At 36.0% G+C, this 24,301-nt stretch carries 28 protein-coding genes; 7 read left to right on the top strand and 21 right to left on the bottom strand.

The features are described 5' to 3' along the window. The first annotated feature begins 44 nt into the window (after positions 1 to 44). The gene (locus tag Q7J54_01385) at positions 45 to 1,172 is read left to right on the top strand and encodes a radical SAM protein (GenBank protein ID MDO8740206.1); all 1,128 of its coding nucleotides are present in this window, start codon (positions 45 to 47) and stop codon (positions 1,170 to 1,172) included. Between the two features lie 45 nt (positions 1,173 to 1,217). Beyond that, positions 1,218 to 1,667: a GNAT family N-acetyltransferase gene (locus tag Q7J54_01390; protein MDO8740207.1), complete on the top strand. Its 450-nt coding sequence runs from the start codon at positions 1,218 to 1,220 to the stop codon at positions 1,665 to 1,667. A gap of 38 nt (positions 1,668 to 1,705) precedes the next feature. Here the strand turns inward: Q7J54_01390 and radA are convergent, their stop codons facing one another. The 5 genes from radA to Q7J54_01415 all read right to left on the bottom strand — a co-directional run bounded on the left by radA (position 1,706) and on the right by Q7J54_01415 (position 6,555). After that, a complete protein-coding gene (gene radA, locus Q7J54_01395) occupies positions 1,706 to 2,659 on the bottom strand; it encodes a DNA repair and recombination protein RadA (protein ID MDO8740208.1) in 954 nt (317 codons plus the stop codon). 11 nt (positions 2,660 to 2,670) lie between these two features. Then, positions 2,671 to 2,982 (bottom strand): hypothetical protein, encoded by a 312-nt coding sequence (locus Q7J54_01400; protein MDO8740209.1) that lies wholly within the window; start codon positions 2,980 to 2,982, stop codon positions 2,671 to 2,673. Positions 2,983 to 3,214: 232 nt separating this feature from the next. Beyond that, positions 3,215 to 4,156 (bottom strand): restriction endonuclease subunit S, encoded by a 942-nt coding sequence (locus Q7J54_01405; GenBank protein MDO8740210.1) that lies wholly within the window; start codon positions 4,154 to 4,156, stop codon positions 3,215 to 3,217. Next, positions 4,157 to 5,965, bottom strand: coding sequence for an N-6 DNA methylase (locus Q7J54_01410; protein ID MDO8740211.1), 1,809 nt, complete (start codon positions 5,963 to 5,965; stop codon positions 4,157 to 4,159). Between the two features lie 287 nt (positions 5,966 to 6,252). Continuing rightward, positions 6,253 to 6,555, bottom strand: coding sequence for a hypothetical protein (locus Q7J54_01415; protein MDO8740212.1), 303 nt, complete (start codon positions 6,553 to 6,555; stop codon positions 6,253 to 6,255). A gap of 102 nt (positions 6,556 to 6,657) precedes the next feature. On the opposite strand from Q7J54_01415, the gene Q7J54_01420 reads away from it, so the two are divergent. Together Q7J54_01420 and Q7J54_01425 are read left to right on the top strand one after the other, a co-directional pair. Further along, complete coding sequence (locus Q7J54_01420; GenBank protein MDO8740213.1) at positions 6,658 to 7,011, top strand: hypothetical protein; 354 nt, start codon at positions 6,658 to 6,660, stop codon at positions 7,009 to 7,011. Positions 7,012 to 7,063: 52 nt separating this feature from the next. Next, positions 7,064 to 7,435 carry a hypothetical protein gene (locus Q7J54_01425; GenBank protein ID MDO8740214.1) on the top strand — a complete coding sequence of 124 codons (372 nt, stop codon included), beginning with the start codon at positions 7,064 to 7,066 and terminating at the stop codon, positions 7,433 to 7,435. A 235-nt stretch (positions 7,436 to 7,670) separates the two neighbouring features. On the opposite strand, the gene Q7J54_01430 is transcribed toward Q7J54_01425, so the two are convergent. Next, positions 7,671 to 8,456, bottom strand: a complete 786-nt coding sequence (locus Q7J54_01430; GenBank protein ID MDO8740215.1) for an endonuclease/exonuclease/phosphatase family protein — start codon at positions 8,454 to 8,456, stop codon at positions 7,671 to 7,673. A 265-nt stretch (positions 8,457 to 8,721) separates the two neighbouring features. Here Q7J54_01430 and Q7J54_01435 point away from each other — a divergent pair, with 265 nt between their 5' ends. Next, positions 8,722 to 9,240, top strand: coding sequence for a hypothetical protein (locus Q7J54_01435; protein ID MDO8740216.1), 519 nt, complete (start codon positions 8,722 to 8,724; stop codon positions 9,238 to 9,240). Between the two features lie 133 nt (positions 9,241 to 9,373). Here Q7J54_01435 and Q7J54_01440 read toward each other — a convergent pair whose 3' ends face one another. From Q7J54_01440 to Q7J54_01460, 5 genes are read right to left on the bottom strand one after another with little or no spacing between them, the layout of a single operon-like run. Next, positions 9,374 to 10,408, bottom strand: coding sequence for an OB-fold nucleic acid binding domain-containing protein (locus Q7J54_01440; GenBank protein ID MDO8740217.1), 1,035 nt, complete (start codon positions 10,406 to 10,408; stop codon positions 9,374 to 9,376). Positions 10,409 to 10,468: 60 nt separating this feature from the next. After that, positions 10,469 to 13,042, bottom strand: coding sequence for a hypothetical protein (locus Q7J54_01445; GenBank protein ID MDO8740218.1), 2,574 nt, complete (start codon positions 13,040 to 13,042; stop codon positions 10,469 to 10,471). Further along, positions 13,039 to 13,611 carry a hypothetical protein gene (locus Q7J54_01450; GenBank protein ID MDO8740219.1) on the bottom strand — a complete coding sequence of 191 codons (573 nt, stop codon included), beginning with the start codon at positions 13,609 to 13,611 and terminating at the stop codon, positions 13,039 to 13,041. Before Q7J54_01450 ends, Q7J54_01445 begins: the two co-directional genes overlap by 4 nt. A gap of 1 nt (position 13,612) precedes the next feature. Further along, positions 13,613 to 14,122, bottom strand: a complete 510-nt coding sequence (locus Q7J54_01455; GenBank protein ID MDO8740220.1) for a hypothetical protein — start codon at positions 14,120 to 14,122, stop codon at positions 13,613 to 13,615. Continuing rightward, entirely contained in the window at positions 14,115 to 15,071 is a 957-nt protein-coding gene (locus tag Q7J54_01460; protein ID MDO8740221.1) for a hypothetical protein, read from the bottom strand. The genes Q7J54_01455 and Q7J54_01460 overlap by 8 nt, the downstream gene beginning before the upstream one ends. 218 nt (positions 15,072 to 15,289) lie before the next feature. Here Q7J54_01460 and Q7J54_01465 point away from each other — a divergent pair, with 218 nt between their 5' ends. Beyond that, positions 15,290 to 15,862 (top strand): hypothetical protein, encoded by a 573-nt coding sequence (locus Q7J54_01465; GenBank protein MDO8740222.1) that lies wholly within the window; start codon positions 15,290 to 15,292, stop codon positions 15,860 to 15,862. 40 nt (positions 15,863 to 15,902) lie between these two features. Here the strand turns inward: Q7J54_01465 and Q7J54_01470 are convergent, their stop codons facing one another. The 7 genes from Q7J54_01470 to Q7J54_01500 form a co-directional block, all read right to left on the bottom strand. Further along, entirely contained in the window at positions 15,903 to 16,670 is a 768-nt protein-coding gene (locus Q7J54_01470; protein ID MDO8740223.1) for a hypothetical protein, read from the bottom strand. A gap of 1 nt (position 16,671) precedes the next feature. After that, positions 16,672 to 17,148: a hypothetical protein gene (locus Q7J54_01475; protein ID MDO8740224.1), complete on the bottom strand. Its 477-nt coding sequence runs from the start codon at positions 17,146 to 17,148 to the stop codon at positions 16,672 to 16,674. Position 17,149: 1 nt separating this feature from the next. Then, positions 17,150 to 17,539, bottom strand: coding sequence for a hypothetical protein (locus tag Q7J54_01480; GenBank protein ID MDO8740225.1), 390 nt, complete (start codon positions 17,537 to 17,539; stop codon positions 17,150 to 17,152). Between the two features lie 87 nt (positions 17,540 to 17,626). Continuing rightward, positions 17,627 to 17,932, bottom strand: a complete 306-nt coding sequence (locus tag Q7J54_01485; protein MDO8740226.1) for a hypothetical protein — start codon at positions 17,930 to 17,932, stop codon at positions 17,627 to 17,629. A gap of 65 nt (positions 17,933 to 17,997) precedes the next feature. Next, positions 17,998 to 19,086, bottom strand: coding sequence for a hypothetical protein (locus Q7J54_01490; protein ID MDO8740227.1), 1,089 nt, complete (start codon positions 19,084 to 19,086; stop codon positions 17,998 to 18,000). Continuing rightward, complete coding sequence (locus Q7J54_01495) at positions 19,053 to 19,202, bottom strand: hypothetical protein (GenBank protein ID MDO8740228.1); 150 nt, start codon at positions 19,200 to 19,202, stop codon at positions 19,053 to 19,055. Before Q7J54_01495 ends, Q7J54_01490 begins: the two co-directional genes overlap by 34 nt. Positions 19,203 to 19,235: 33 nt before the next feature. Further along, positions 19,236 to 20,114: a hypothetical protein gene (locus tag Q7J54_01500; protein MDO8740229.1), complete on the bottom strand. Its 879-nt coding sequence runs from the start codon at positions 20,112 to 20,114 to the stop codon at positions 19,236 to 19,238. Positions 20,115 to 20,327: 213 nt separating this feature from the next. On the opposite strand from Q7J54_01500, the gene Q7J54_01505 reads away from it, so the two are divergent. After that, positions 20,328 to 22,112 (top strand): SUMF1/EgtB/PvdO family nonheme iron enzyme, encoded by a 1,785-nt coding sequence (locus Q7J54_01505; GenBank protein MDO8740230.1) that lies wholly within the window; start codon positions 20,328 to 20,330, stop codon positions 22,110 to 22,112. 114 nt (positions 22,113 to 22,226) lie between these two features. Here Q7J54_01505 and Q7J54_01510 read toward each other — a convergent pair whose 3' ends face one another. From Q7J54_01510 to Q7J54_01520, 3 genes are read right to left on the bottom strand one after another with little or no spacing between them, the layout of a single operon-like run. Continuing rightward, positions 22,227 to 22,763: a hypothetical protein gene (locus Q7J54_01510; protein MDO8740231.1), complete on the bottom strand. Its 537-nt coding sequence runs from the start codon at positions 22,761 to 22,763 to the stop codon at positions 22,227 to 22,229. Then, on the bottom strand, positions 22,748 to 23,251 hold the full coding sequence (locus tag Q7J54_01515; protein MDO8740232.1) for a hypothetical protein: 504 nt from the start codon (positions 23,249 to 23,251) through the stop codon (positions 22,748 to 22,750). The genes Q7J54_01510 and Q7J54_01515 overlap by 16 nt, the downstream gene beginning before the upstream one ends. Before the next feature lies 1 nt (position 23,252). Continuing rightward, on the bottom strand, positions 23,253 to 24,293 hold the full coding sequence (locus Q7J54_01520; GenBank protein MDO8740233.1) for a hypothetical protein: 1,041 nt from the start codon (positions 24,291 to 24,293) through the stop codon (positions 23,253 to 23,255). Between the last annotated feature and the right edge of the window lie 8 nt (positions 24,294 to 24,301).

Raw genomic sequence — 24,301 nt, forward strand, 5'->3', positions numbered from 1 at the left:
TGAAAATCACAACATATTTAAATAGTTTCTGAATTAAAGATATCATGATAAACAGGCTTGCAAAGCTGTCTTTTGAAGGCATTAAAAAGGGAGTTCTGCATAGGATACAATACAGCGCAAATAAGGCTTCTTACCCGACATTTTTAACCTATCAGTTTACTAATCTTTGCAACAGCAGATGCATAATGTGCGGAATATGGAAGAACAGAAGAAGCAATGAATTAGCAATAAAGGAAATTAAAAAAATATTTGAAAACAGGCTTTTTTCCAAAATAAGGTGGATTAATTTAACTGGAGGCGAGCCTTTTTTAAGGAATGATCTTGTTGAAACTGTTAAGATAGTGAATACGCTGCCTGATCTTGAAGGAATTGCGATTCCAACAAACGGGTTTTTAACAGATAAAATTGCCAAAGACGTAAAAACCATTTTAAGTGTTTTAAATAAAAATAAATTTTTATCCGTAACTGTATCAATTGACGGCCTTGAAAAAACTCACGACAAAATACGCGGCATAAATGGTTGCTTTAAAAGAGCTATTTCAACGATAAAAGAGTTGAGGAAGATAAAAAACAAGAATTTCAATCTTGGCGTTGAAACAACGATTTCAAAGCTCAATCTTGGCGAATTAATGGAGTCTTACCTTTATCTTAAAAAACTTGTTCCTTATATAGGCCACACAATTGCTCTTCCTTCAGCAGGCTATTTTGGAAATTTAAATTCAAATGTTTTCATAACTAAAGAAGATTACCGGAAAATCATAAAATTTCTGAAAACAATAATAAAATACGAGCCAGAGCATGCCTTCTATTACAATTTACTGATTGATATAATGAACGGAAAGAACAGAAAAATGTTCTGCCTTGCAGGTTTTAAAAGTGTTTTTATGAACCAGAACGGAAACTTGTACCCCTGCGCAATATTGTCAGGTAATAAAAAATATTTTGTAGGGAATGCTATTGACAAAGATATTTTAAAGAAATGGTTTGAAAGCAATGAATTAAGAAAAAGCCTTAAAAAAGAGCAATTATGCAAAAGATGCTCGTTTTCATGCGATCTGATAAACAACATCAAAGAGGAGTTTCTGCAGTTTTCCATGTTTTTATTAAAAAATCCAAAAGTAGCTTTTGGTTTGGCGGGAAAACTGAATAAGTTTAAGGGAAGTTATTTTTAAGTTCAGGAACGACATATTTTTAAACTAGAAAAAGAATTTTAATATATGATTGAAGTTATATATACGCAACACCTGCATATTCCTGCTGCTGCAAAAATTCTTTTCGAAACTTATTATGGCTCTTTGGATTGCGCAAAAAATTATCTTAAAGGGAAAATAAAAACAAAAGAAAGTCTTGTGGCACTAGAAGGCAATAAAGTTGTTGGTGTTTTGATTTATGCACGAGATTATTCTCATTATGCAAACTATATTCAGGATATCGCTGTATCAAAGCAATATAGGCAAAGAGGTATTGCTATGCTTTTGATGAAAAAATGCATAGAAATCAGCAAACGAGAAACGCCATCAAAACAAAAGTACCTGTTAAGCAGCACCGATGCAACCAACAAGCCATCCATTAAATTCCACTTAATGTGCGGCTTCAAAGAAATTGGCAGACTAAAATGGCTGCATTATGGCAAAGATGAAGTCTTTTTTGCGTATAAGTTATTCTAGTTTAATCAAAAAAAGAATATTAAAAAAATAAAAAAAGCTTACTCCACAACGTCCTTTAATCCGCCTTCTTCAACAAAGAAGTTGCATTCTGCTTCTGGCAGATTCGGGCTGTCAACAAGCTTTGCCACTCTGCTTCCCTTCTTGCCTTTTCTGAGGTATATTCTGAAAGTAGAGGCATGAGCAACAATATGCCCGCCAATTGCCTGCGTTGGATCGCCGAAGAACATATCCGGCTTTGCCATAACCTGATTCGTTACATAGACGCAGAGATTGTTTGTATCTGCAATCCTCATCAGGGTGTGCATGTGCTTGTTCAGCTTTTGCTGCCTGTCAGCCAGTGTTCCCCTTCCTACAAATTCTGCCCTGAAATGGGCTGTAAGGGAATCAATAACAACAAGCTTCACTTTCAGGCCCTGCTTTTTTATCAGGTCTTCAGTTTTTTCAGCAAGAAGCATTTGGTGATCAGAGTTGTAAGCCCGCGCAACTTTTATGTTGTTAAGCACCTGCTCTGGCTCCAATCCCGCGCCTCTTGCAAGCTGAATTATACGCTCAGGCCTGAAGGTATTTTCAGTGTCAATGTAGACAGCAACTGCGTCCGGATCATCCTTCTGGCACATTACAGACAGTATATGCCCAACCTGTGTTTTCCCAGATCCAAATTCACCGAAGCATTCTGTGATTGCAGCTGATTCAAAGCCTCCGCCAAGCAAAGCGTCAAATGCCTTGCTTCCTACTGAGAGTTTTTTTACACCCTGCCTTTTCTGCAGCAGTTCAGCTCCTGTCTCAAATCCCATATCCAAAGATGAGCGGGCTGCCTGTATCATCTTCCTTGCTGTTGCTTCTGTAACACCTGCAATTTCAACTAACTCTGCCGGCGATGCAACTGCTACTGACATTAAATCATTATAGCCGCAAGTTTGTAATTTTTCTGCTGTTGCTGCCCCGACTCCGGGCAGATCCATTAACGCAACTTCTTTTTTTTCTTTTTTCATTATGATCACCTTTACATTATATCTTCCAGCTCTACTTCGCCGTAATCCTCGGCTGCAGAATCGCCTTGCTCTTTTAGAACAAGGTATTCATATGCTTTCTGCGAAACTAATGCTAACTTCGGCAAATCGCCAACTCTGAAAGAAGATGTATTCTTCCATGTATTGGTTTTTTTGTCCATATAGCTTCGCTCTACCTGCACTGTGCGAAACTGAACACTTTCGCCAGTTTTGCTTTTGCCAGTGTTTTGCCATATTGTGGCAGAAATAGCTCCTGCTCTTATCTTTTTTTCCGGCTTATTGCCAGAACTTGTATCTGTTTTCATATTCTCACCCTTTTGCTTTTCGCATTTTGTTTCATACTTCCCTTGATTATGAAGCCAGTTACAGCTTCCAGGAAGCGGGTGTTGCTTTCTCAGCAACAATATAAGGAAAGAACGCTTATTTAAATACCTTTTGACCGCAGGTGTCCACTGTGTCCAGTGGCTAATTGAGAGTTAGGATCGAGAAAGATTGTGTTATGATCCTCTAATTTTGACGTTTTGGGGCTTATAATGGCTAAAGATTTGAGCTGAAGGGCAACGATTTAATATAATCCTCCATAAATTGCCAATTGGGGTTTCCGTTTTTATCTATGGGTAGTTTGATCTCATCAAAATCCAATCTTTGTAATCTTACTTGTCTGCCAAAATCATATTTATATTGAAGTTTCTTTAAAGTTGTTGCTAAGAACAAACAAACATATTTGTTCAGAGAAATATTTTTTGGAATTAATGTATGGACATTATCATCACTAAAATATTTATAATTATGATAAAAGACATTAAAAAACATATCAATAGTTAATTTATCTCTAAAAATTGTTTTACTATCTTTAAATTCATCATACGAAATATAATCTACAACACCATTATTTTCAGAAGTTGCTGTAATCAATGGAATATTGCCATCTGTTCTTTCTTCTTTGACTAATCTTTCACCCTTTTCAATATCAAATAAATCAACAATCTTAAAATTTTTCCAAGTTTTAATATTTAATTCTATTTTTTTAGAATTAATTGATTCTTTTTTCAACTCATTGACTTTTAATGAATATACCCAAGAAGGAATATCTTGTTTTGGTGGAATTTCTAAATCTTTTAGTGTTTTATTTGCTTGTCTCCCATAAGAATATTTCCAAGCATTTTGTTTTAGACACATACAATAATATAATAATTCACGCTCATTTAACTTTATTTTTGGGATTAAATAATATAAATCTCTTCCACTATAATAGGGTTCATTCTGTAAAAAACTCGCCATCACAGAACCACCGCAGGAAACTGAAATAGTATTTGCAGGATTGGGATTTATTCCTTCAATTAATTTAACTCTTCCAACAACACCATTATTTTTTTCAGTTCTGGCTACAAAAGGAATTCCATTAGAATCTTCTTCCATGTTAGAAAATTCTAAATTAACCCCATATTTTAAATCAAAATAATCTTTTACTTTGACCATTTAATCCTCTTTATTTAAAAATTTAAATGCAATAAAATCCTTTAAAGTTTTTTCAAAATCTTTTTTGTCTAACTTAGAATAATTTGTTTTCATATATGATTCAACACACCATTCATCATTGGCAATTACGCATTTTTTAACACTGAATCCTTCAATCTCTTCTTTATTTTTATAATTTTCTAACCAATACTTTTTAATTTCCTTCCATTTATCTTTATAATCGTCTCTTCCAGATTTTCTTTTTATAAACCCATCATCTTTCCAATATCCGAAATAAGTTTTATAATTTTCAGGATGTTTTTCTTTCGCTTTGAAAACCATTATACATGTATTAACCCCAACATCAGAATTATGAAATAGTTCTTTTGGCATAGAAAAAACAGCTTCTAATGTGTGCTCTCTCAACAATTTTTCTTTTAATGTAAGTCCAATCCCACTTTGAGCTAAAGCACAACTCATAGGTATGATCGAAATACATAATGAACCTTTTTGAAGCATTGAAAGATTATTCAGTACAAATTCTAATTCTTCAGGATCAGTTTTAGTCGCTTTATATGGTGGATTTAAAAATCCTACATTAGGTTTAAAATTTTTAACTTGATTCATAACCTTATCATCAAAACAAGAACCTTTTATTAAATTACTTCTTCCATCCCCATGAATATACATATTAGAACAAATTAAAGCAAAAATATCGTGTTGAAATTCAATTCCAATAATTTGTTTATGTTTAATATTTTCCTCTTTGTGACTATCTCCCTTAGAGTCTTTAATCATTTTTCTCATAGCAGAAATTAAAAACCCGCCAGTTCCGGCACAATTATCCAAAACTATGCTATCTTTGTTCACATTGGCTATCTCTGAAAACAGTTCTGTAACGTGCGGGGGAGTTAGAACAATCCCCAATCCTTTATCATTATTAGCATATCTTAAAAATTCAATATAAAATTGTCCAAGAACATCATAATATTTATATGTTTTCATAAAATTGTTAATCTTTTCATCTATCTCCGTGATTATATCTCTTAATTTATTTTCTTCTTTAGAAATGATTGTATGTGTTTTAATAAAACTATAAGTTGTAATGATCTCAGTTATATGTTCATTCGGAACATCTGTAAGTTTGTTTTTAATGGTATTGATTAAATTTTCAGATAATTCTTTAGGTTTCTGAAATTTATATGCACTACAAAACGCTTTATCTGTTAAGGCAATCAGAACGCCGCTAATTAATAGACTTCTTTGTGATTCTGGAATTTTTATTGAATGTAACTTATCATTAAGAGTTTTTGAGTATTTTAGTAACTCTTGATAATCCTGATTAAACTTTTTTTCATCTGTTTTGTACCCATTTAAATAATCATTTAAGGTTAATAACTTATCTTCTTCAAATACCTTATGAGATTCTTTAGTTTTTCTTAATTGTAAAAAATGAGAGATTCTTATATTATTCTTATCTTCGCCACTTATTGCAATAGAGAGTACATCATACTCTTTAGATAAAAATGAAGAATACAATAAGACCCCATCTACAGCATAATCTTTATATACATTTCCTTCTTTAGAGCTATGAAATTGAATATTGGGTTTACACTCAACAATAATAATTAGATCATCATTTTCTTTAAATTGAATAATAAATTCAGGGTGACCGATGCCAGTTCCACTTTTTGAGGCATTTTTTAAGAGTTTATCAATCTTGATATTTTTAGATGATTGTTCTTCAAGAATAATTTTACCTTTTTTATATGATTCATCTTTTTTAACCCAATCTCTAAAAAAATCTTCAGTTATCCTTTCATTCACCATCTTTTCCCTTTTTACCAAACGGTATACGCCATTGGTTTTAAATTCATCTAATGTATGGGAGATAAAGAACTATATAAATGTTGTGTGCGCATATGTCCAGTGGCTGTGGTTACAGAATTTCCCTCATGAACGACTAAACTATAACTGAAACTAACTGAACATAACTAAGACAGCAGTCCCCTAAGAAGCATCGGCAACGCAAAACTTTTCGGACGAAATTTTACCCCACTTTGCAGGGTAAAGAACTTAACAAGAATTAGTGTCAATTATTAATCGGGTGCCCAAAATCAATCCTTTTTCTTAGAATGTAATTCAATCAACCGATACATTTGATTTAAATGAAATTTAGTTCTCTGCTTTCTGTAATTATCTATTTGGTCATTTGCTTTGTCATGAGATACTTCCTTTTTTAGAACATCTTTAAATTTGTTAGTGATATACTTCTCCATTTCATAAGCCGCAATACGATCGGCAGTGGCATACATTTTTTCATATAATTTCGAAATATCTCCTCTCTTGAATAATCTAATAAGGTTATCAATCTTCAGTATGCTTAAATCTCCACTCATAAACGTTAAAATAAGCATCATCTTTAACTATTTTTGGGTGTCCTGTGCCTTAACTTTCTCCTCACTACGTTCAGCAGTTCTTCTATCAACAGATTTATAAATTCTGCAGTATTCTCAGAATAAATGGAAGGCATAACGCGTGAAGCGATCATTGGCGATTTTGTCGCAACGTATAGGCAGATAGTTAAACCACTGCTCGAAAGAGATGAAATAGAAACTGCGAGGATACCCGTTGAGGATTTAGTAATCAGGTATTCTCTATATTTGAGCACATTTGATGTTGGAAGCGGGGGAAGCCCAGAAGCACATTATCGGGTTGCCATCGGCTCTTTACAATTTTTAATTTCTGAGATACGTGAGCCAGAAATGTTTAAACGAGTTTTAAAAAAGGTTGATGCTCAGATTGGCAAAATAGACTTGCAGCTGTCTGGTAATGAGGATTACCGAATGCTGACAAAAGGGTCTTCAGATAATTAAAAATAAGATCTTGGGCAAAAGATTTAAAAACGAGAATACATTCCTCTCCGATATGACGCACCCATATTTACCTGATTTTTATGAATGCCTACAGGAAAGATATAAAAGATTAGATTTAAGTCCAAAACAAAGAGCAGTTATAGATCCCATGATGCAATCTGGAACTTTGGAAGATGCAATATACAGTAGACATTCTCAGCTGGATGTTGAAACTCGAGCATTACTGCTAACTGCACAAATTGACAAATGGAATGATATTGGAATGGGTTCGCATGATATTCTTAGAATGGTATCGCCCGAACTAAGAGCAGCCATAATCCAAATGGGTTATGCTGTGAAAGTATCGCAATTTAATGAAGAGATTGGATTTCATAAACCAAATGGCTCTGCTTGGGAAGTAGGTTTGACTCTTTTAAGAAGATAAAACCTTTTGCCCTTTACTTTCAAGCTTTTCAAAGAACTATTTCACTTCGATCTCTTTCTCGTTTTTGCTTGGTAGAAAACCTAATTGCCGTACTTAAATTCGCTCCATCTTTGTCTAAGAAATTCAACCTGAGGTCGTCTATTTTCAATTCTATGAGAATTAACTTTCTCCTCACTTCGTTCGTCGAACTTTTTCACTCTGAAACTTCAACCCAATTCTGATTAAAAACTATAGATCATAGAATATCAAAATCAAGAATTAAAGGGAGATGATCTGAAATTTGAGTTTCAATAACTTTAAAATCATTCACTTTGATCTTATCATTAACAAAAATATAATCAACAACATCCCCTCCCTTGTCAGTGCCATCATTAAAATTAGGTCTTGTTGATTTGATATTAAATTCATTTATTAAATTTCGAAATTCTTTACTAATCAGTTTAATGCCCTTCATCTCGGGCAATAGATTAAAATCTCCTGCTATAATTGTCGGAATATTTTTTCTCTTTGCAGCCTTAAGAACATATTTGCATTGTTCTACAGCTTTTTCATTGCCCTTTTTGTCTTCTGACCAAATTCCATGGAGATTTAATATCTGCAATTTTTTACCTTCTACATCTAATTCCACAATTATGACTGATCTTGGTTCATCGTCCCTTCTCCAATTAGTCCAATCCAGTTCGTAAGAATACTGTTTATAATAGTGCTCATTTGTTGCAGAAATAATTGGGAATTTAGACATGATTTCATTTCCTTGCTCCGCCATTCCGCCTAAATCCCTATGTATCTTTCCGTTTTTCATATATTTGTCAGTGATCCATTTTGGACCAAAGAATTTGTAAGGGAACTTTGCAATTTTTTCAATTCCAAATTCTGATTTATACATTTCAAAGACATTTTCATCAAAATGCCTCATGATCTCCTGATATGCAACAAAGTCTGGATCATGCGATTTAATGAATTTTCCTACCTCTGTTGCATTATCAATCTTTAATCCAACGTTTAAGCTAATTAATTTCATTTTACTGTATTGGTTTGAAGTTTATTATTTATAATACTTTTGATTTAAAGGCTTTTCAAAGCCTATAATGGCTAAAGATGAGGGAGTTTGCATACAAAGTGTTATGCTCAATTCAAAAAGACTAAAATGAGCTTCCCCCCTTCTCATTTTGTGCAAACTGAAAGATGATCTTAGAGCCAACCCCAAATTTTTAGGAAAGTTTTTATACAAAATATTACTCTTGGGCGAAAGTTTTAAAAACTCCACCATATTTACTGACTTTAGAATGGGAACACAGCTTGTAACTCCTCCAACAATGTATGTCTGGGAAAAACGCACACCACTTGATCTAAAATATATTCAATCCGTTCTAGGAATGACTAAAGCGCCAACTTTGGATGAACTTCAAAGAAGTGGTTTTAATCCAAGACTCGGTACACATACAATCTATACTGATGAATTTATCATATATGCTACTAATAAAGATGCTGAATGTACTGAATGGGCAACCCCGATTATTAAAGAAAGATTGCAAAAACTTGAATTGCCTCTGCCAAATCACGAACTGAGATTTTTACTACGATGCCCGAATAATGAATATGTAAAAATTAACCCTGAAAAAATAATGGATTTAGCAGCATTGGTGGAAATGACAACTCGTTCTGACGTTCTTTTGGTTCCGGGAACAGATATAGAAGGAAAAGTATCACCTCCGCTGTATGTGTCTGTCGATATTGTGCAAAAAGTTTGTGCTGTCGCACTGGCGAAGCTGTACCAAGATAAAATCTTTTGCTCTGTGCCTTAAAGCTTTTCAAAGAACTATTTCATGTCAAAAACCACCAATCATAGATGGGCGGTATGTTGCTGTGCTTTGCCACGTCAGGTGGTTTTTGAGCACACAGATATTCCACTTATTGATTTGTGGTTGGCTTTGCTAACTACCTATTGGAGATTGGCGGAATATCTCGTGCTTCTATCTCTTTCTTCAGTCTTTCGATCTCTTCAGAAGGATCAACATTCGGGAATACGAGCTGCGATATGAGCTCCAGTCTTCCAAACATCGCATTCTTGACAACCCTGCCCACAACCTTGATCTGTTTTCCCTTCAGCTCGGTTTTCACTGCTTCAAACTCAGGAATATTTTCCCTGTATTTTGTGATCTCTTCCTCATTCTTGCTCAGCAGAGCGTTTGCCTGCTTTTTGAAAAACACAACCCTTATGTTGTCTGTTCCGTCATCCAAAAACGTATTCATAACATAAGAATAAGCTGGCTCAACTATGCCGTGCTCCTCGCACATAAAATTGTTTGACAGCATCCTTGCCCTTTTCTCGCATTTCGGGCAGACTTCAAAGAACTTGGGATCAGAAACATCCACTATTGTGCCGAACAGCTCTACATTCGGCTCGCTTTCTTTCAGCTCATTTATCTTTTTTCTTTTCGCCTGTATCTTCATTTCTGTTTCTTTTATCTCATCTATCGCTTCGCCAGGCGGGCTTATGATAAGCTTGCTCTTGTCATTGATATGCACTTCCAGCCTGCCAAAATTCTCCCTTACATAGCCGCCGACAATCTTGATTACATCACCCTGCTTCATCTTTTCAAGGTTATTCACCTGGTCATTCCAGAGCACAATCCTTACGCTGCCTGTTTCATCCCCCATCACAAGTGATGCAACCTTTCCGCTTCTTTCTCCAGATATGAACTCTCTCAATTCATATATCTCTGTAATTTTTCCTACAGTTTCAACATTCCTCATGCCGGCAAGAATATTTTTAATTTTTAATTTTCCAGAAACCTGCTCGAAGATCTTGACACCAAGGTCATTCGCCACAATATGGGCTGCCCCTTCCCTCGATATAAGGCCAGAAAGATGCTTTAGTTTTTCCTTGATCTTATCTTCAATCTCGTTATCGCTTAAATTTGTCTTCTCCTTTATCTTCTCAATTATAGTCTCTACAGGTATTTTAATCAATTAAGCCACCAGGATTCAGGTTAAGCGCATTATTTATAAAGTTTTGTATAATGCAGAATACTATGAGATTGTTATTGTTTTTAAGTTTTTATCATTTAAATCTGAAATTTTATTTGGTGTTTCATCTGTTGCTATAACCGCAAAATAATAAGTTCCGGCAGCCAGATTGTCAAGTGGATAGCTCAGATCAGACAATGCTGCAATCGGTAAATCAGCAGGCTCTATTGCGGTTTTAAGTGCTGTAAATTTATAAATTTCATATTTGTTGAAATCATTTATATTTGTTCCATCATAATTCTTATCAACAGCCAACCAGGATAAAGTTAGTTTTTTGGTTGCAGAATCGTATATTGGCGTATTCATCATTACTCTTCCGGGAGCCAGATCATCCGCCACATTTCCCTGCGCAGTTTCAAGCTCTTGCCCTGCTGAAACGCCATCGATCTCATTGTCGCTGAAATCAACTGCAGCAACTGCAAGATTATACTTTTCACCATCATCAAGGCCGCTCAGAATATAAATAAACTCCTCTCCCCATAAGTGTAATTTTCCTTTTTCTAATGCTTTATTGTACTTATCATAAACGCAAGGTTCGCCTTCTTTTACATAATTGCAGTTTTCTAAATCAATATCGCTGATTTCCTCATATTCAGTTGCATCAATTTTTTCTTTTTTATCTACATTGTCGCCACGTTCATCTTTCAAATTATGATTTTCAATTTTAGTTTCTTTTATGTTATTTTTTGTATAATAAATATTAAAATATTTGATGTCATTCGCTTCTTTTTCATCAATCTTGTCCCACGTCAGGATCAAAGAATTCTGGGCTTTTGGCTGATCTATTGCTTCCAGATTCTTAATTGGCGGCGGCGGGGTTGTATCGCCAAAGTCAATGGCAAAGCTATAAACAATGTTCTTTTCTTCAACCTTATCAGCTATTTTGTCATAGACAAGAAATTTCTTCTCATTGTTTGTTACGCAGAAATTTGCCTGCCTTTCCGAAACAGAGCATGAACTACCAATCTTGTTTTCTGAAAAACTTACTAGTTCTGATCTTTTATACATTTTTAACATATCTAGATTAAAGTCATACCTTTTATTTAAAAAAACAACCCCAAAAAATCCTAAATCCCCGCTATACGCTTCGCTCTTTAACCTTATTGCAGCTTTTCCATCGCCATCATATTTTATTATAAAATCAATGTATTTTTGCAGATCAAAAACTAATTGTTTATTTGAATCTTCTATTGCTATTGTTGGTCCGATTGCATCTATAGTTTCGCTAAACTTGTTCAGGGTAGCTGTGATTTTATTGCCGTCATTTGCCATCCTTATCTTAAATTCCTTGTTCTTAGGCCCATCTTTCAGCTTGAATTCGCAGCTGCAATCTGTCATCTCTGATGCAAGGCATCTTTGGTAATAGCTCAAGAATTCAGAGAAAACCTTCTCTTCTTCTGTTCCGCAGTCTGCTGACCAGCTGAATGTTTTTGAATCAAATTTTTTAATTTCATTATTCGCGCAGGTGTTCAGATCTTCCTTTGAACATTTTGCAATCAAATCCTTTACATTTTCTTTTATTAAGGAATAATCATCCAGGCTGTAATCAATGGCAAGATCAAATGAAGGCTTTATAGCATAAGTTACCTTGTTTTCAATTGCCTTGCATGTTAGCGAATCTTTATTAAAAGTTACATCCCCATATTTTCCATTCTTCAATAAAGGATGCGAGAAATAGTTCAGCGGATTTACATAATTGCCTATTTTCATGCTTGCTGTTGCATCTTCATCAATAACAGCCAATGCCAATATATCTAATTTCAATATATCAGTGTTTGCTTTGCCTATAAGATCCTGCGTCTTTATCTCATTGCCTTCGTTCACATTTATTGTCTTAAGGTTCCTGTATTCAACTTTTATTTTGTTCCCTGCATTATCCACAAGAACACTGTCAGCTGTCACTTTCTCAACCTTTCCAGTTAAAACAGCAAAAACATCTGAATCTTTTCTTAAAACTACCTCAATATGATCTATGTTTTCTTTCCTCGTTGAATCATACCCAAAGCATTCCTCGACATACGGCTTGTCATCACTTGTCGGCCATGCAAAGCCCCGCGGCTTATTAGTCGATTCAGAATATGACCTCGACGTATAGATGTTCTGCAATGCAATGCCGATAATTTTTAATTTTTCATTAAACGCAAAAGCATAGTTGTTTTCTGGAATAAAAATATCCTTGTAATTTGACAAATAGGGATTTAAATTCTTATTCAAGAACGAAGAAAGATTCAATTTTATGGATTCTTCATCCGGATAGCATGCTTTATCCTTGGTTGTCCATAATGCATAGATGCCGTATTCCCCGCAGTCAGGCTTGTTGTTATAGCCGCCATTGGCTGCAAGATCATAGATTGACTGGTATGCTGAAAATTTAGCGGCTGTATCAATATACATCATCGCCTTCTCGCCTTTTCGATATTCGTTAAGGAGATTGGCTTCTCTTTCACCAATTTCTTTTTCATCAAAATTTTTCACCTTTTCCAATATCGTAAGGAGTGCCAATACCAAAATTGCCACAGCTATAAAAACAAGAAACATATTGAAAAACATTATTGATTTTTTATTCAACTTTTTCATTTTTTATAAAGCGGATCATCCAATACGGCCCCCCTGCCTTTTTTCCAGAGTTCAATCTTAAGATAATTATCATCTGACGGAATAGATAAATCTGCTGTAGATGACAATATGTAATTTAAACCGCCTAAGTTTGCGCCCATGCTTCCGTCTTCATCAAACAATAGTTTATCTTCAGGCTCTAAATAAATCTTAATCTTCCAACCTCTCCAGTCATTGCTTCCATCAATGAAAAATATGGGATCAAAAAAATCTTTGAATATTGGACGTAGTTGTTTCAAGTTATCATCCAAGTAATATCTAATTATTAATTCTGACATTGTTGCTTCTGGTGCCATATTTGGAATTTTTTGCTTGCCGATAACAGAGCTAACTGGTGTTCTAAAATAAGAATAAAGTAATGAAGATTCGGAGATAACATTAATGCCTGTTAAGACCCTTTCTTTATCGACTTTTACAGCAAAATAAAAAAGAGCGACAAAAATCATAAGAATAATAAAATAAGCGATCCATGCAAAGAAATCAACTAATGCTCCTGCATAGCCTTTTTTGTTTAGTTTTTTAAATTTCATCTTAACCTTTATGTGTTACAATATCCATTTCCAGTTTTGCCGGTGTAAATTTGCCATTATCATATATTAAAACATAAAATATCCTAAATTCGCGCCTGTAGCCGGATGCAAAAGAAATCGGCTGGATGTTATTGTAAGTTTTCTCGTTATATATCAGCGATTTTATTTCCTTGTCTTTCTCATCAAGCAATCTTATTTTTGCCGCTATTATTGCATTGCCTTTTTCATCAGTATCCTCATCATCATAGTATATTGCTGTTTCGAGATGGGCTGAATCGAATTTTTGCAGATCTACAATGCCAGGATATGCCCTGTCTGTTTCCGGGCTGTTATAAGTTATGCCGTCAGGCGAATAAAGGATCCTGTTTGCCAGTAAAGCAATCCTCAGGTCAGTTGTTTCATTCTTGAGATTGAAGAAAAATGTTATGAGGAAAAGGATTGAGAATACAATTGTCACTATAAAAAGCAGTCTTTGTATCCATATCACTGTGTTAAAGCTTATTTCAACCATTTTCGTAGTACTTTGTTAATGCCGCCGATATTGCTTCGCCAATATAATCTGCATCGTCCAATAATTTTGTTTGTGTTTCCCGGTCATTATCAAATTCTATTAAAACTGAAAGCTTGTTCTGGTTAAGTATTGCATTGCTTGATGTTGGAATTATTGACAAGCCGTTTGAAGCCGGAAGATCTTTGCTTCTTAAAAGGTAATTTAAAACATAGCATGCCAGTTTCCTTGTTGTTGCTTCGTTTTCATTCGGTATGAATGCCTTTATTGTGTTTTTTGAATCTGTTTTGGCTATTGAATTAAGAAGTATTACCGCTTCTGGCTTTGCAGCTGCTATCTGGGCTTCAACTGTATCGCTGTGAGCCGGATCATCTATCATCTCTTTTTTTCCAAATGGCCCTTTTATATTTATATGTTCTAATTTCTTTATAATATCCTGGCTTTGCCCTGCGCTATAACCCGGATCAATTACAATGATCTTGTCATTTACAGTGCCCTTTATTTCAACAGTCGGGCATCTTAGAGCTTCAGGCAGCGCATCCTGCATATTTGATGCCTTGAATTCAATGCCTGTTTTCGAAAATAATGCTTCTTGTGACAGATCAATATCTGAAAGCGAAGGATCGATATACTTGTCAATGCCAAAGGGGAATTGCTTGTATTCCTGTTTGTCTTTTTTACTAGCTACTCTTACAAATGGCCTGTCTGTTGTTATGAACGTCATCACAAAAGGCTCGGGTGTTTTAACTTTGTAAAGCATATAAGCAGTTCCAGGAGCAGATTGCATTGTATCCAGCAGTAATGCAGTATCTGTTGCTGTTGCTCTCTTTTCAAAAGACGTGTCTTTTGCCAGCACATTGACCTCCCACAGGAGGAAGAGAAGAACTGCAACAAGGATCACCAGCTCTATTATGACATAGAGCATCAGCTGAATGACCCCTTTTTTGTTCATAACTTGATCTATAAGGGGTTATTTATTAAGTTTTTTAAAAATGTCAAAAATTTTCACCAATCTTGGTTTGTTGGCTGAAAGCCATTCCCTTTTGTTTGTGTAAAATTTTTGAGCATGCTCGAAAACTACTTGATTCAGTGAATAGTAGCAACATTCCACCGGTCTGTGATGGGTGGTTTTCGACAAATTTATAAATGGGGGGCATAATATGCCCTTACATGAGAGTTGCAAGAAATTTAACGGTGATTGTTGCCGGATTAGGACTTATTTATTTATGTGGTTGTGGAAACAGAACAGACACCGGTAAGAGTGAATCTGCATATTCGGCCGGAGTTCGCCAAGATAAACGTGTTTTAAGTGAAAGTGGTGTTAAAACAGCATTTGAAAACTATATCACATCTTGCGAATGGTTGTACCAAGAACGCATATTTGGGGGTTTAAGTATTATTGAAAAGCCTAAAAAGAAAGGTAATGACTTAATCGCAATCTTAAGTAAGGATGATGAAAAAATAAAGATAAAGCTGACAATAATGCATGTGGGGTATTGTGATATTACAGAACAATTTGCAAGAGAGAACCATGTAGGCGAGATTTTTATTGGTTTAAAAGTGGGAAGTGTGGGTTATATTTTACTTGCCCGCGATAAGCCAATACAAAAAAATTCAGTATTTTTTAAAATTCCAAAAGGAGGAATTCAGTGGAAAGCAGAAGAACAATACCGTATGGATATGGAAAATATATGTGAAAAAGTTTTTCCTTGGCAACAAGAATATTATAATAATAGGCAATAATAAAATTCTATAAACAGAATGTTGTCATTAAATGGTTTTTTTATCCCTGCAATCTATCGCAGGACAGTCTTTCTATGTTTTCATAAGGTACAACATAAATGTCATAGAAACTTTTTGACGGTTCTGCTCCTGTGATTTTTTTTATCATTTTTTCACTGATTTTGCTTGCCCAGCTATCTTCGATAGCATAAATAACAACGCCATACTCGCCTTTAGATTTCAAAGTCGTACTGCCTGCAATATTGCCCCAATGAACAATATCCAGCACTTTTCGAAGATCTATCGACTCTATAAAAAAATCATTCCTGCTCTTTTCTGGAAGCGATCCTTTTAGATAGTCATAATAATAAGCGTCTTTTTCTTCAGAAATCTTTTTATTTTTTAAAAAATCTACAAATTCATCTTCTGAAATGCTTCCTTCTGTTTCAAAACTAAATTTAGAACAAACAAAACATACTGCTTTGAAGACAAACCCTGCTTTTGTAAAAGGATCCTTCTTCCCTTCTCCAAACTGGCGCCAGCATTTGCGCATCAATTCTGCAATCTGCTTCATTGCATCTTCTTTTTTCTTCTCGTCAGTTGCTCCCTGGGGCTTGATCTGCCCGGCATCGTACATCTCGCATTTTATTTCAAGGATAGTTGATGACTTGTCAGCAGCAATGACTGATGTCAAACAGACATCCTCGCCGCCCTGGCGCATAGTTGCCTTTATGATCACGCCGAATATTGCAAGGAGTATGACGAAGATAATTAATGCAAGGATTATGGGATTTATTTCTTCCATTGCCTTTTTGTTAGATTTTTTCATTTTATGTGTCCTTTATATAGACTGTGTTGCCTACTCTCCACACGATTACGTTTTTTACATTACCTCCATATGGGCTTTTCCTGTTCCATCCCGAAATTATGCTGCTCTCTATTAAGTTATTATATTTGCCCTCTATTACCACATTATATTTAAAATGCTTTTTTGCAGAGAACAGACCTGGCTTGTTCATTTTTCTAATACATAAGCATTTATCGCAGCATCCTGTATCAGCAACACGCGAAACCAACTCGTATTCGGGCTGTATATAATAAGGCACAAGTTTTTCATCAGCTGTTGCCTTCTCAACTGCCGGAACAAGAATCTGGTAAAATGTATTTAATGTAGCTAAGTCTGGCTTTGGAATGGATGCTGAAAAAAGAAGCCACATAAGCCAGAACAGCAATATTAGAAATATGGCCGCTATCACTAGGCTGATTATTGTTTTTAAGGGAAGATCAATAGTTGCTTTTTTGTTCATTTTATGAGCTGCAGCAGCAAAGCTCTACTTTTTCAGGATTGAGTGTAGCCGCTGCTCTTACTGTTTTTTCTGACGGGCAGCTGTATTTGCCTTTTTCAGCACTTTGTGCAGGACCACAACCCTCATGCCCATCCTTTCTATTTACATCGCTGCAGCCGCTTACTTTGTCATAGTTGCACGGCTTCCCCTGGGTTATTGCGCCTAAGCACCATGATGCTGCATTCGCCTGTCCGCCTGCTGTGTCTGTCTGCCCCCTGAATATTGCTGCTATTCTTCCAGTTCCACCCATGAAGATGAAGATCAGAACAGCAAGAACAACTAATGCAAGAACAGCCCATATAATGGGCCCAAACATGAACTCCGCAGCTTTTTTGTTTTTTATGATTGTCATTTTGCACCTCTTTTGAATCATAAGGGATTTAGAAAAGCCTGTATTTAAAGTTTTGTAAAAAAAACAAAAAATAAATGAGAAAAATTATTATTTAGTTATAGGTATGCAGCAAAAATTGTCTGATTTTTTATCCTTATTATCGTCTTTTTCACAATCTGTGCCTCTCAGTATTGTCCAATCTGCACTTTTTTCAGCGGCACAATCTGCAGATGTTCCGGCAGCATTTGGTTTTACACATTCTCCACCCTTATCTACGCAGCTCTGCACAGCCAGGCTGAATCCACCCAATCTTCCTGTAAATATGGCAAACAGAACAACTAAAACAATCAATGCCAATGCAGCTATAATTATGACATTAACAGACATATCCATTCCTTTTTTGTTGCTTTTCATCTTAACACCTCTTATTTATGATACTCTGATATTTGTAGCAGTAATATTTAAAGGTTTCTATGAGTTTAAGGGTTTTGGAGCTGCATTATTACGCAAGGGCTTCCTGCTACCGAATTATCTTTTGCCAGCGCATAGTTGCCATTTGGCAGATCTTTGTCAGTTGGGCATAATGAAGTTGCTGATTTTTGGATTTCTTTTTTTGGATAATATGCGTAATTCAATAGAAGTTCTGAGCCTTCCTGTTTGAGTGTATAGTCTGCTGGAAGCTCTAATTTTACAGTTTTCGTAGATCCTGTTCCGCTGTTGACATCATTGATCTCTTTAACAAAAGATTCAAATTTCTCATTTGCTTCAACTACATTCTTGGGAGCGGTGCATTCTTCTATATCATCCCATTTTGCTCCGCCGCGCTCTATTTGTTTTTTCGCAAGAAACCCTGTTTTTTCTAAACTGTATTTATAGATATAGTTGGTAAACTCATCTAGCCAGATGGTGCTATATTCATCGTCTTTTGTAGAAGTTCCCAGATATGTGCCTGCGCTTAACTGAATACCGCCTATTCCTTGGTCTTTTCTTACTTCTTGCGTTGCAAATATGGATATTTTTATTTTTTCAGTAAAATCATCAAACTTAGGATATTTTACTCCGTTTCTAGTCTCCCAATTAACGGAATATTCTTGTTTTGCAAGTAATTTGTCATTGTTAATGATAAGTAACTTAGCTGCCGTGTCTTTTTCCATATTCTCAAACTGGAATGTTTCAGAATTTGTTGTTTTATATATTCCAGTAAACTTTACAAGATTAATTTCCACATTCCCGCCGCTTTCAGTCAGCTCTATTGCATACCCTGCAGGCAGCCTGCTCTCCAATGAAGTTATCTCGCATCTGCATTCTGTGAAAGGGCTGAGTTTGCATGCCTGATATTGATTTACGAAAATATTGTAAAAATCGTAATTCGTCAATGGCTCTATATTCTGGTTTTGGCCGGGAACATCAAATCCAAGAATGGCTCTTATGCCGGCGAATGCCGTGCTGTTCCAGAAGAAAATGATAACAACCACGACTAATAAAACAATAATTGCTTTTATAATCGGGCTTAATTGAAAATCCCCTTTTTTTTTCATCCGCCAAATATCTTTTTTATTCCTTCCCATAATTCCCATCCTTTTCCTGAAAGCATACCGACTATTATCAGCAATGCAAGAAGAATTGCCAGCATAATCAGCAAGCCGCCTAAAACATTCCATTCAAGCGCTTTCTTGTTTGCCATTTTAAATTAAAGTCTTGTTTTCATTATATAAACTTAACTGAAATAGCCTTCGAACGGCTCAACTCCCAGATCGATGCATTTTACCGATAAGCGCGAATAATCATAAGGTACAAGCAAAACCATTGGCGCATAGCCGCCTAACTGACCTGCCGCCATTATGCCGCCAGTTCCTGCCCCGATGGCAGCAGCGCCGCCAACAACAATAAGCGTAGTCCATGTTATTACGTTTATTCCAGGCACTAATGAAAGGACTGCAATTACGCCTGTAGTCGCTACACCCGCACCTATGCCGCCTCCAATTCCGAGGCCTTTCAAAATTCCCTCCCAGTTAGTTTCTTTAGTGGCATACAGCACTGTAGCATACCTGACTTTTGTCGAAATCTTTGTTTTGTCTTCTCTGTAATATTTAATAATGTCATCTGTTGCCGGAGCTCCATTAAAATACTCATAATATGTCCTGTCATCTCCTGAAGGGTTGTGCTCTGCAAGGTAAAGCGCAAATCCGTCAATGTCTTCAGAAAACCCTTCAAATGTATTTATTGAGCAGACAGCGCAGAATTCATATTTATTTACAAAGGGATCCAATGGCGGCTGTTTATTTGCTCCGAACTTGTCCCAGCACCTTTTCATTGTCTGAGCAAGCTGCTCCCTTGCAGCATCTTTGTTCTTGGAATCTTTTATTGTGATTGGAATTGCTTTGCATTCTTTCAGGTCTTTCCCCATACCTGTTCTCGCAGCAATATCGACTGCCTTCGAGCATTTCTCATCTTCACCAACTCCGCGAGCTGCATCTGCCCACCCTTTCATATATAGAAGACCAAAGACAGCAAGAAAAACAACGCCAAGTATTAGGCTTATAAGCGCAGCATTCCATATGTCTTTGGTTGTTCCCATTCCTTTCTTATTTCGCATTAAAAACTCCTCCGAGCTTCATGCCAACAATCACAATAAGCAGGATAAAGAAAATCACTGCAAGTATTATTACAACCAATTCCTGCGTCATTGATTTTTTTGATTTCATGCTATCGCCTTCTTTTTGTCATACGCCATAAACAGATATTTAAATCTTTGTTTAAATTGGCTAAAAACAAATAATTTTTAAATGCGCAGCATAATTAAACTGAAATGCTTGAAAAACTCGCAAGTTCCAAATGGGCAAAGCGGTTTATAACTCTGGCCGGTAGCTTATTCATTGGCAGTTCTGTTTTATTTAATCAAATGAACGCATCTGCTGAAGAAGCTGTCTTGACAGTCCTCTGCCACGGCATAAAGAGCCAGCCCGACAGCATGAAAAAACTAGAGGATGCTATTGAAGACCAGTCTGCTGTTGTCAATGTTTATTATCCGAGCACAGAGCAGAGGATAAAGAACTTTGCGTACAACTTAGATGTTGCAATAAAGGACAAGTTAGTCAAGCTTAAGGAGCAGGATATTGATGTAAACAGTATTGTTTTAGTTGGTCACAGCATGGGCAGCATTGTTGAAAGATATTACATAGAATGCGGCAATGCCGGTTTTGCAGATGTTGTTTCGAAAGTCAAGGCAGTGGTTTTGATTGCACCGCCAAATCATGGAAGTCCATTAGCTGATGCCGCGTGTTATCATGCGGCATTGAAAGGTGAGAGATCTGATTTAATCCCCCCTTCAATCATTGAACTGGTAGAATCAGCCAAGCCAACAGATGATAAAGCAGTTATTTTTATAAAGGAACTTTTTCTTACACCTGCAAATCGGTCAAACAAAACAATGGGCGTATCAAGTGCAATTAATTTTGCTGATTCCAACTGGGGAAAAACATCTGTTTACGAATTGAATAGTTTTGAAGATGGCTTTATCAAAAAAGAATTAAATAAATTTGGCTTAAAGCAAGGCGTTTATTATTGCGTTGTTGCAGGAACTGATAACAACGTTCCGACAACCATTTTGATCAACGGTCCTAGCGATGGTGTTGTTCCTGTTGAAAGCGCAGACATACGTGATTTAGTTAAGAACAAAGAAAACTACAGATTCGAAACTGTGAAAGCAAATCATCTGAATATTACTGAGAATAAAGATGCGATAAGGATTGTGAAAGAAGTTGTGAGTAAATTTCTCTTTCCATCAGAAAAATTTTTCCCAGATGGCTGGACTTCAGAACAATGCATGGTAAAAACAGCTACGCATCATGGCGATGAAGAACAGCAAATTACTTATCATAAAAATACCATAGGAATGAAGTTTGTGTTGATCCCTCCAGGAAAGTTTATGATGGGTAGTGAAAAAGGAAAAACTGATGAGCGACCAGTACACCCAATAAGAATAACCAAACCCTTCTATATGGGTGCTTACGAAGTAACATATGCCCAATACAAAATGGTTACTGGTAAAAATCATCCTATTTTTGAAAATAGATTTGGGTATGCCCCCATGGATTGGGTGTCGCGGTCTGATGCTGTACTGTTTTGCACTTTACTCTCAAAAAAAGAGAAGACAACATATCGTTTGCCAACAGAAGCTGAGTGGGAGTATGTATGCCGTGCAGGTTCAGCTACTGAATTCTACTTTGCGAATGACGATGGGCATATTAGAACAAGTGAGGGTTTAGTTAAGAAATTTACATGGTCCGAGGAAAATGGACCCCGCCATATAGGTGAGACAAGAGCAAATCCGTGGGGAGTATATGATATGACAGTAAATTTTTGGGAATGGTGCCAAGATTTTTATGCAAAGGACTACTACTGCCAAAGCCCAATTGATGATCCCTTTGGGCCTGAACTCCCAGAATTTCCATCTCATCCGATGTACGTAGCAAGAGGAGGGGTATATGGTACTCTGGATGGGGGAGGAGCACGATCTGCATTCCGTTCTCGTCATTATGATGAAGTTGCTGGCGATTTAGGTTTTCGTGTAATTGTAACGATAAAAAAATGAACCACTATCTAGCTAAAGCAGATGTATTTGTCAAGCTGTTTTTAAAATTGTTTGATTAAAAGTAGCAAAACAATCAGTCATATTAAATTGGCGATTTTCAATAAAAATCTTTTTTCATCCCCCGCAAATATCCAGCCTGAAATAAAGCAATCCAGATGCTGACTGCAGAGGCTGGTTTGCGCTGTACCATGTTGTGCAGTTGCCCTCAGTTATATTTAACATTATGTTCTCAGTGCATTTTATTTCATCAGCCACTCTGTTTGCTTTGCATGCTGTAAATTTGAATGCATCGCGGTCAAATCTGTCTTTTAAAGTAGGATAAAGTATTTGTGTTCTAACAATAGAATTAACATGCTGGCATGAATACTGCCCTGTTGTAGCACAAAGTACATCTCCCCTGCCATTGCCTGATTTTGCGCAGTCTGCATAAAGCTCCCAGATCTCGTAATCATTGCAGTCTGTTGTTGTTCCGAGCAATGTCGACAGAGTATTTGAAGCAAGCTCTGACTTAATGTATCTTTCCCTTATTGTTGAACCCTGCTTTGAAAAAATGTAAATCACTGCAAAAAGCAAGGCAAATGTTATAAGTACAACTACGATAACCAATCCAAGAACTTCTGTCTGTGATTTTTTGTTTAATTTGGCTGCCATGATTGTATTGTCAATACTCCGAAGTTTTTTTTGTCTTCTACGGCATTATAAATACTGATCGGAATATAAGTTAGGTAATATGTTGAATAGTTGGCGGTTTTATTGTAAAGAACCCATTCACCATCTGGTAGAGTAAGTTGTGGGTAAATCTGATTGATTTTTATAACGCTAAACCCGAAAAGGTCAAAGTAGTAATTGTCCTGCAGCGTGGAATCTGCCGCAATCAGCTCGTTGAATGCCATGATTTTATACAAATCAAAACTTATGTAAGTTATATTCTTGTAAGTCTGCTGAAGCTCTGGCAGGAATTGTATTAAATTGGCTATTTCAATTGACTGCTGCCTGAACTGCTCTTTTGTGCTTTCTTGTACTTCGCCTGTCTGGAATTTTGCATAGAAGATCATTCCAATAAAGACCAGTACTATGAATATAAAGATCACCATTATCGTTTCTCCCATTTTCATCAGTTGGGCTTTTGTTTTTTTCATTTCAGTAGATTAAAGGGCAGGAATCTGATTCTGCATCTGAGTTTTTTTGGACCAAATCATTTGCATTTGTTTTTATTGTTTCTATGTTTGCCACTCCAAAACCAGTGTTTAACTGCAAGATTATACTATCAAGTGCAGTCGTGGTATAATAAGAGCAAGATGTTATCAAAGTTGGTTCTGTGCTAAGAATGTCATTTCTGTTTTTATACAATTCCGCCATTATTTTATATTTTTTGAACGCCTTTTCCATATTGCACTTGTAGTTTTCAGCATCTTCTGCGAATGCTGCTCCGATTAAAGAAGGTGTTTCGATAAAAGGAAGAGGATCATCACCTTGTTCTTGAAAGTATCTTGAAATATCTGTGTTATACTTATAAAATTTAATCCCGTCGTCGTTTATGTTAATTGCGGTAATCTGGTTTTTTATTTTATCAAAAAAGTCTGGAAAACTGGGCGCAATATTGCCCGAATGTGTTTGATAAAAAAAGATAAATTTTATTTTATAATTATTTGTATTTTGAATAGTTCCTATTTCGCTATAGTCTGTTATTTCTTTCAATATTTTTTCAGGCAATAAAGTATAAAATTCATTTGCTTTGGCTTCTGTTTCTGGCTGCGCAGCATCTTTAACCAATATATACCTCACTTCAGGGCTCGTTATATACAGAAAATTCATAATGAAAAAAGGAGATTTCCATTTCATTGTGTAAGTCACCATCTCTCTTCCTTTTATGAAATCCGGGGAAAACAAGACTGTTGTTGCCAATGACTCTGAAACCCCTGTTTTTTCTATGTTAAAGGATGATGTCGCATCTTCGCAGACAAAATTAATCTTTTTATTAGGCGTTCTTATCAGATTTTCCCTGCTTTCTTCTGTTCCGAGCTTTGAGTGCGTTATTATCGTCCTCAAATTGTTCCTGACATCCTTTGCGAGATTAGTTTCAGCAAGACCTCTCTGCCAGTTGACAATCGCTATAAAAAACAAAAGAATAAGCGAGCCTGCAATCATTACAAAGATCCAGTTGAACTGAACCTCAATCATCGCTTTTC

This window comes from Candidatus Woesearchaeota archaeon (assembly GCA_030651135.1).
Lineage (GTDB): Archaea > Nanobdellota > Nanobdellia > Woesearchaeales > JACPBO01 > JACPBO01.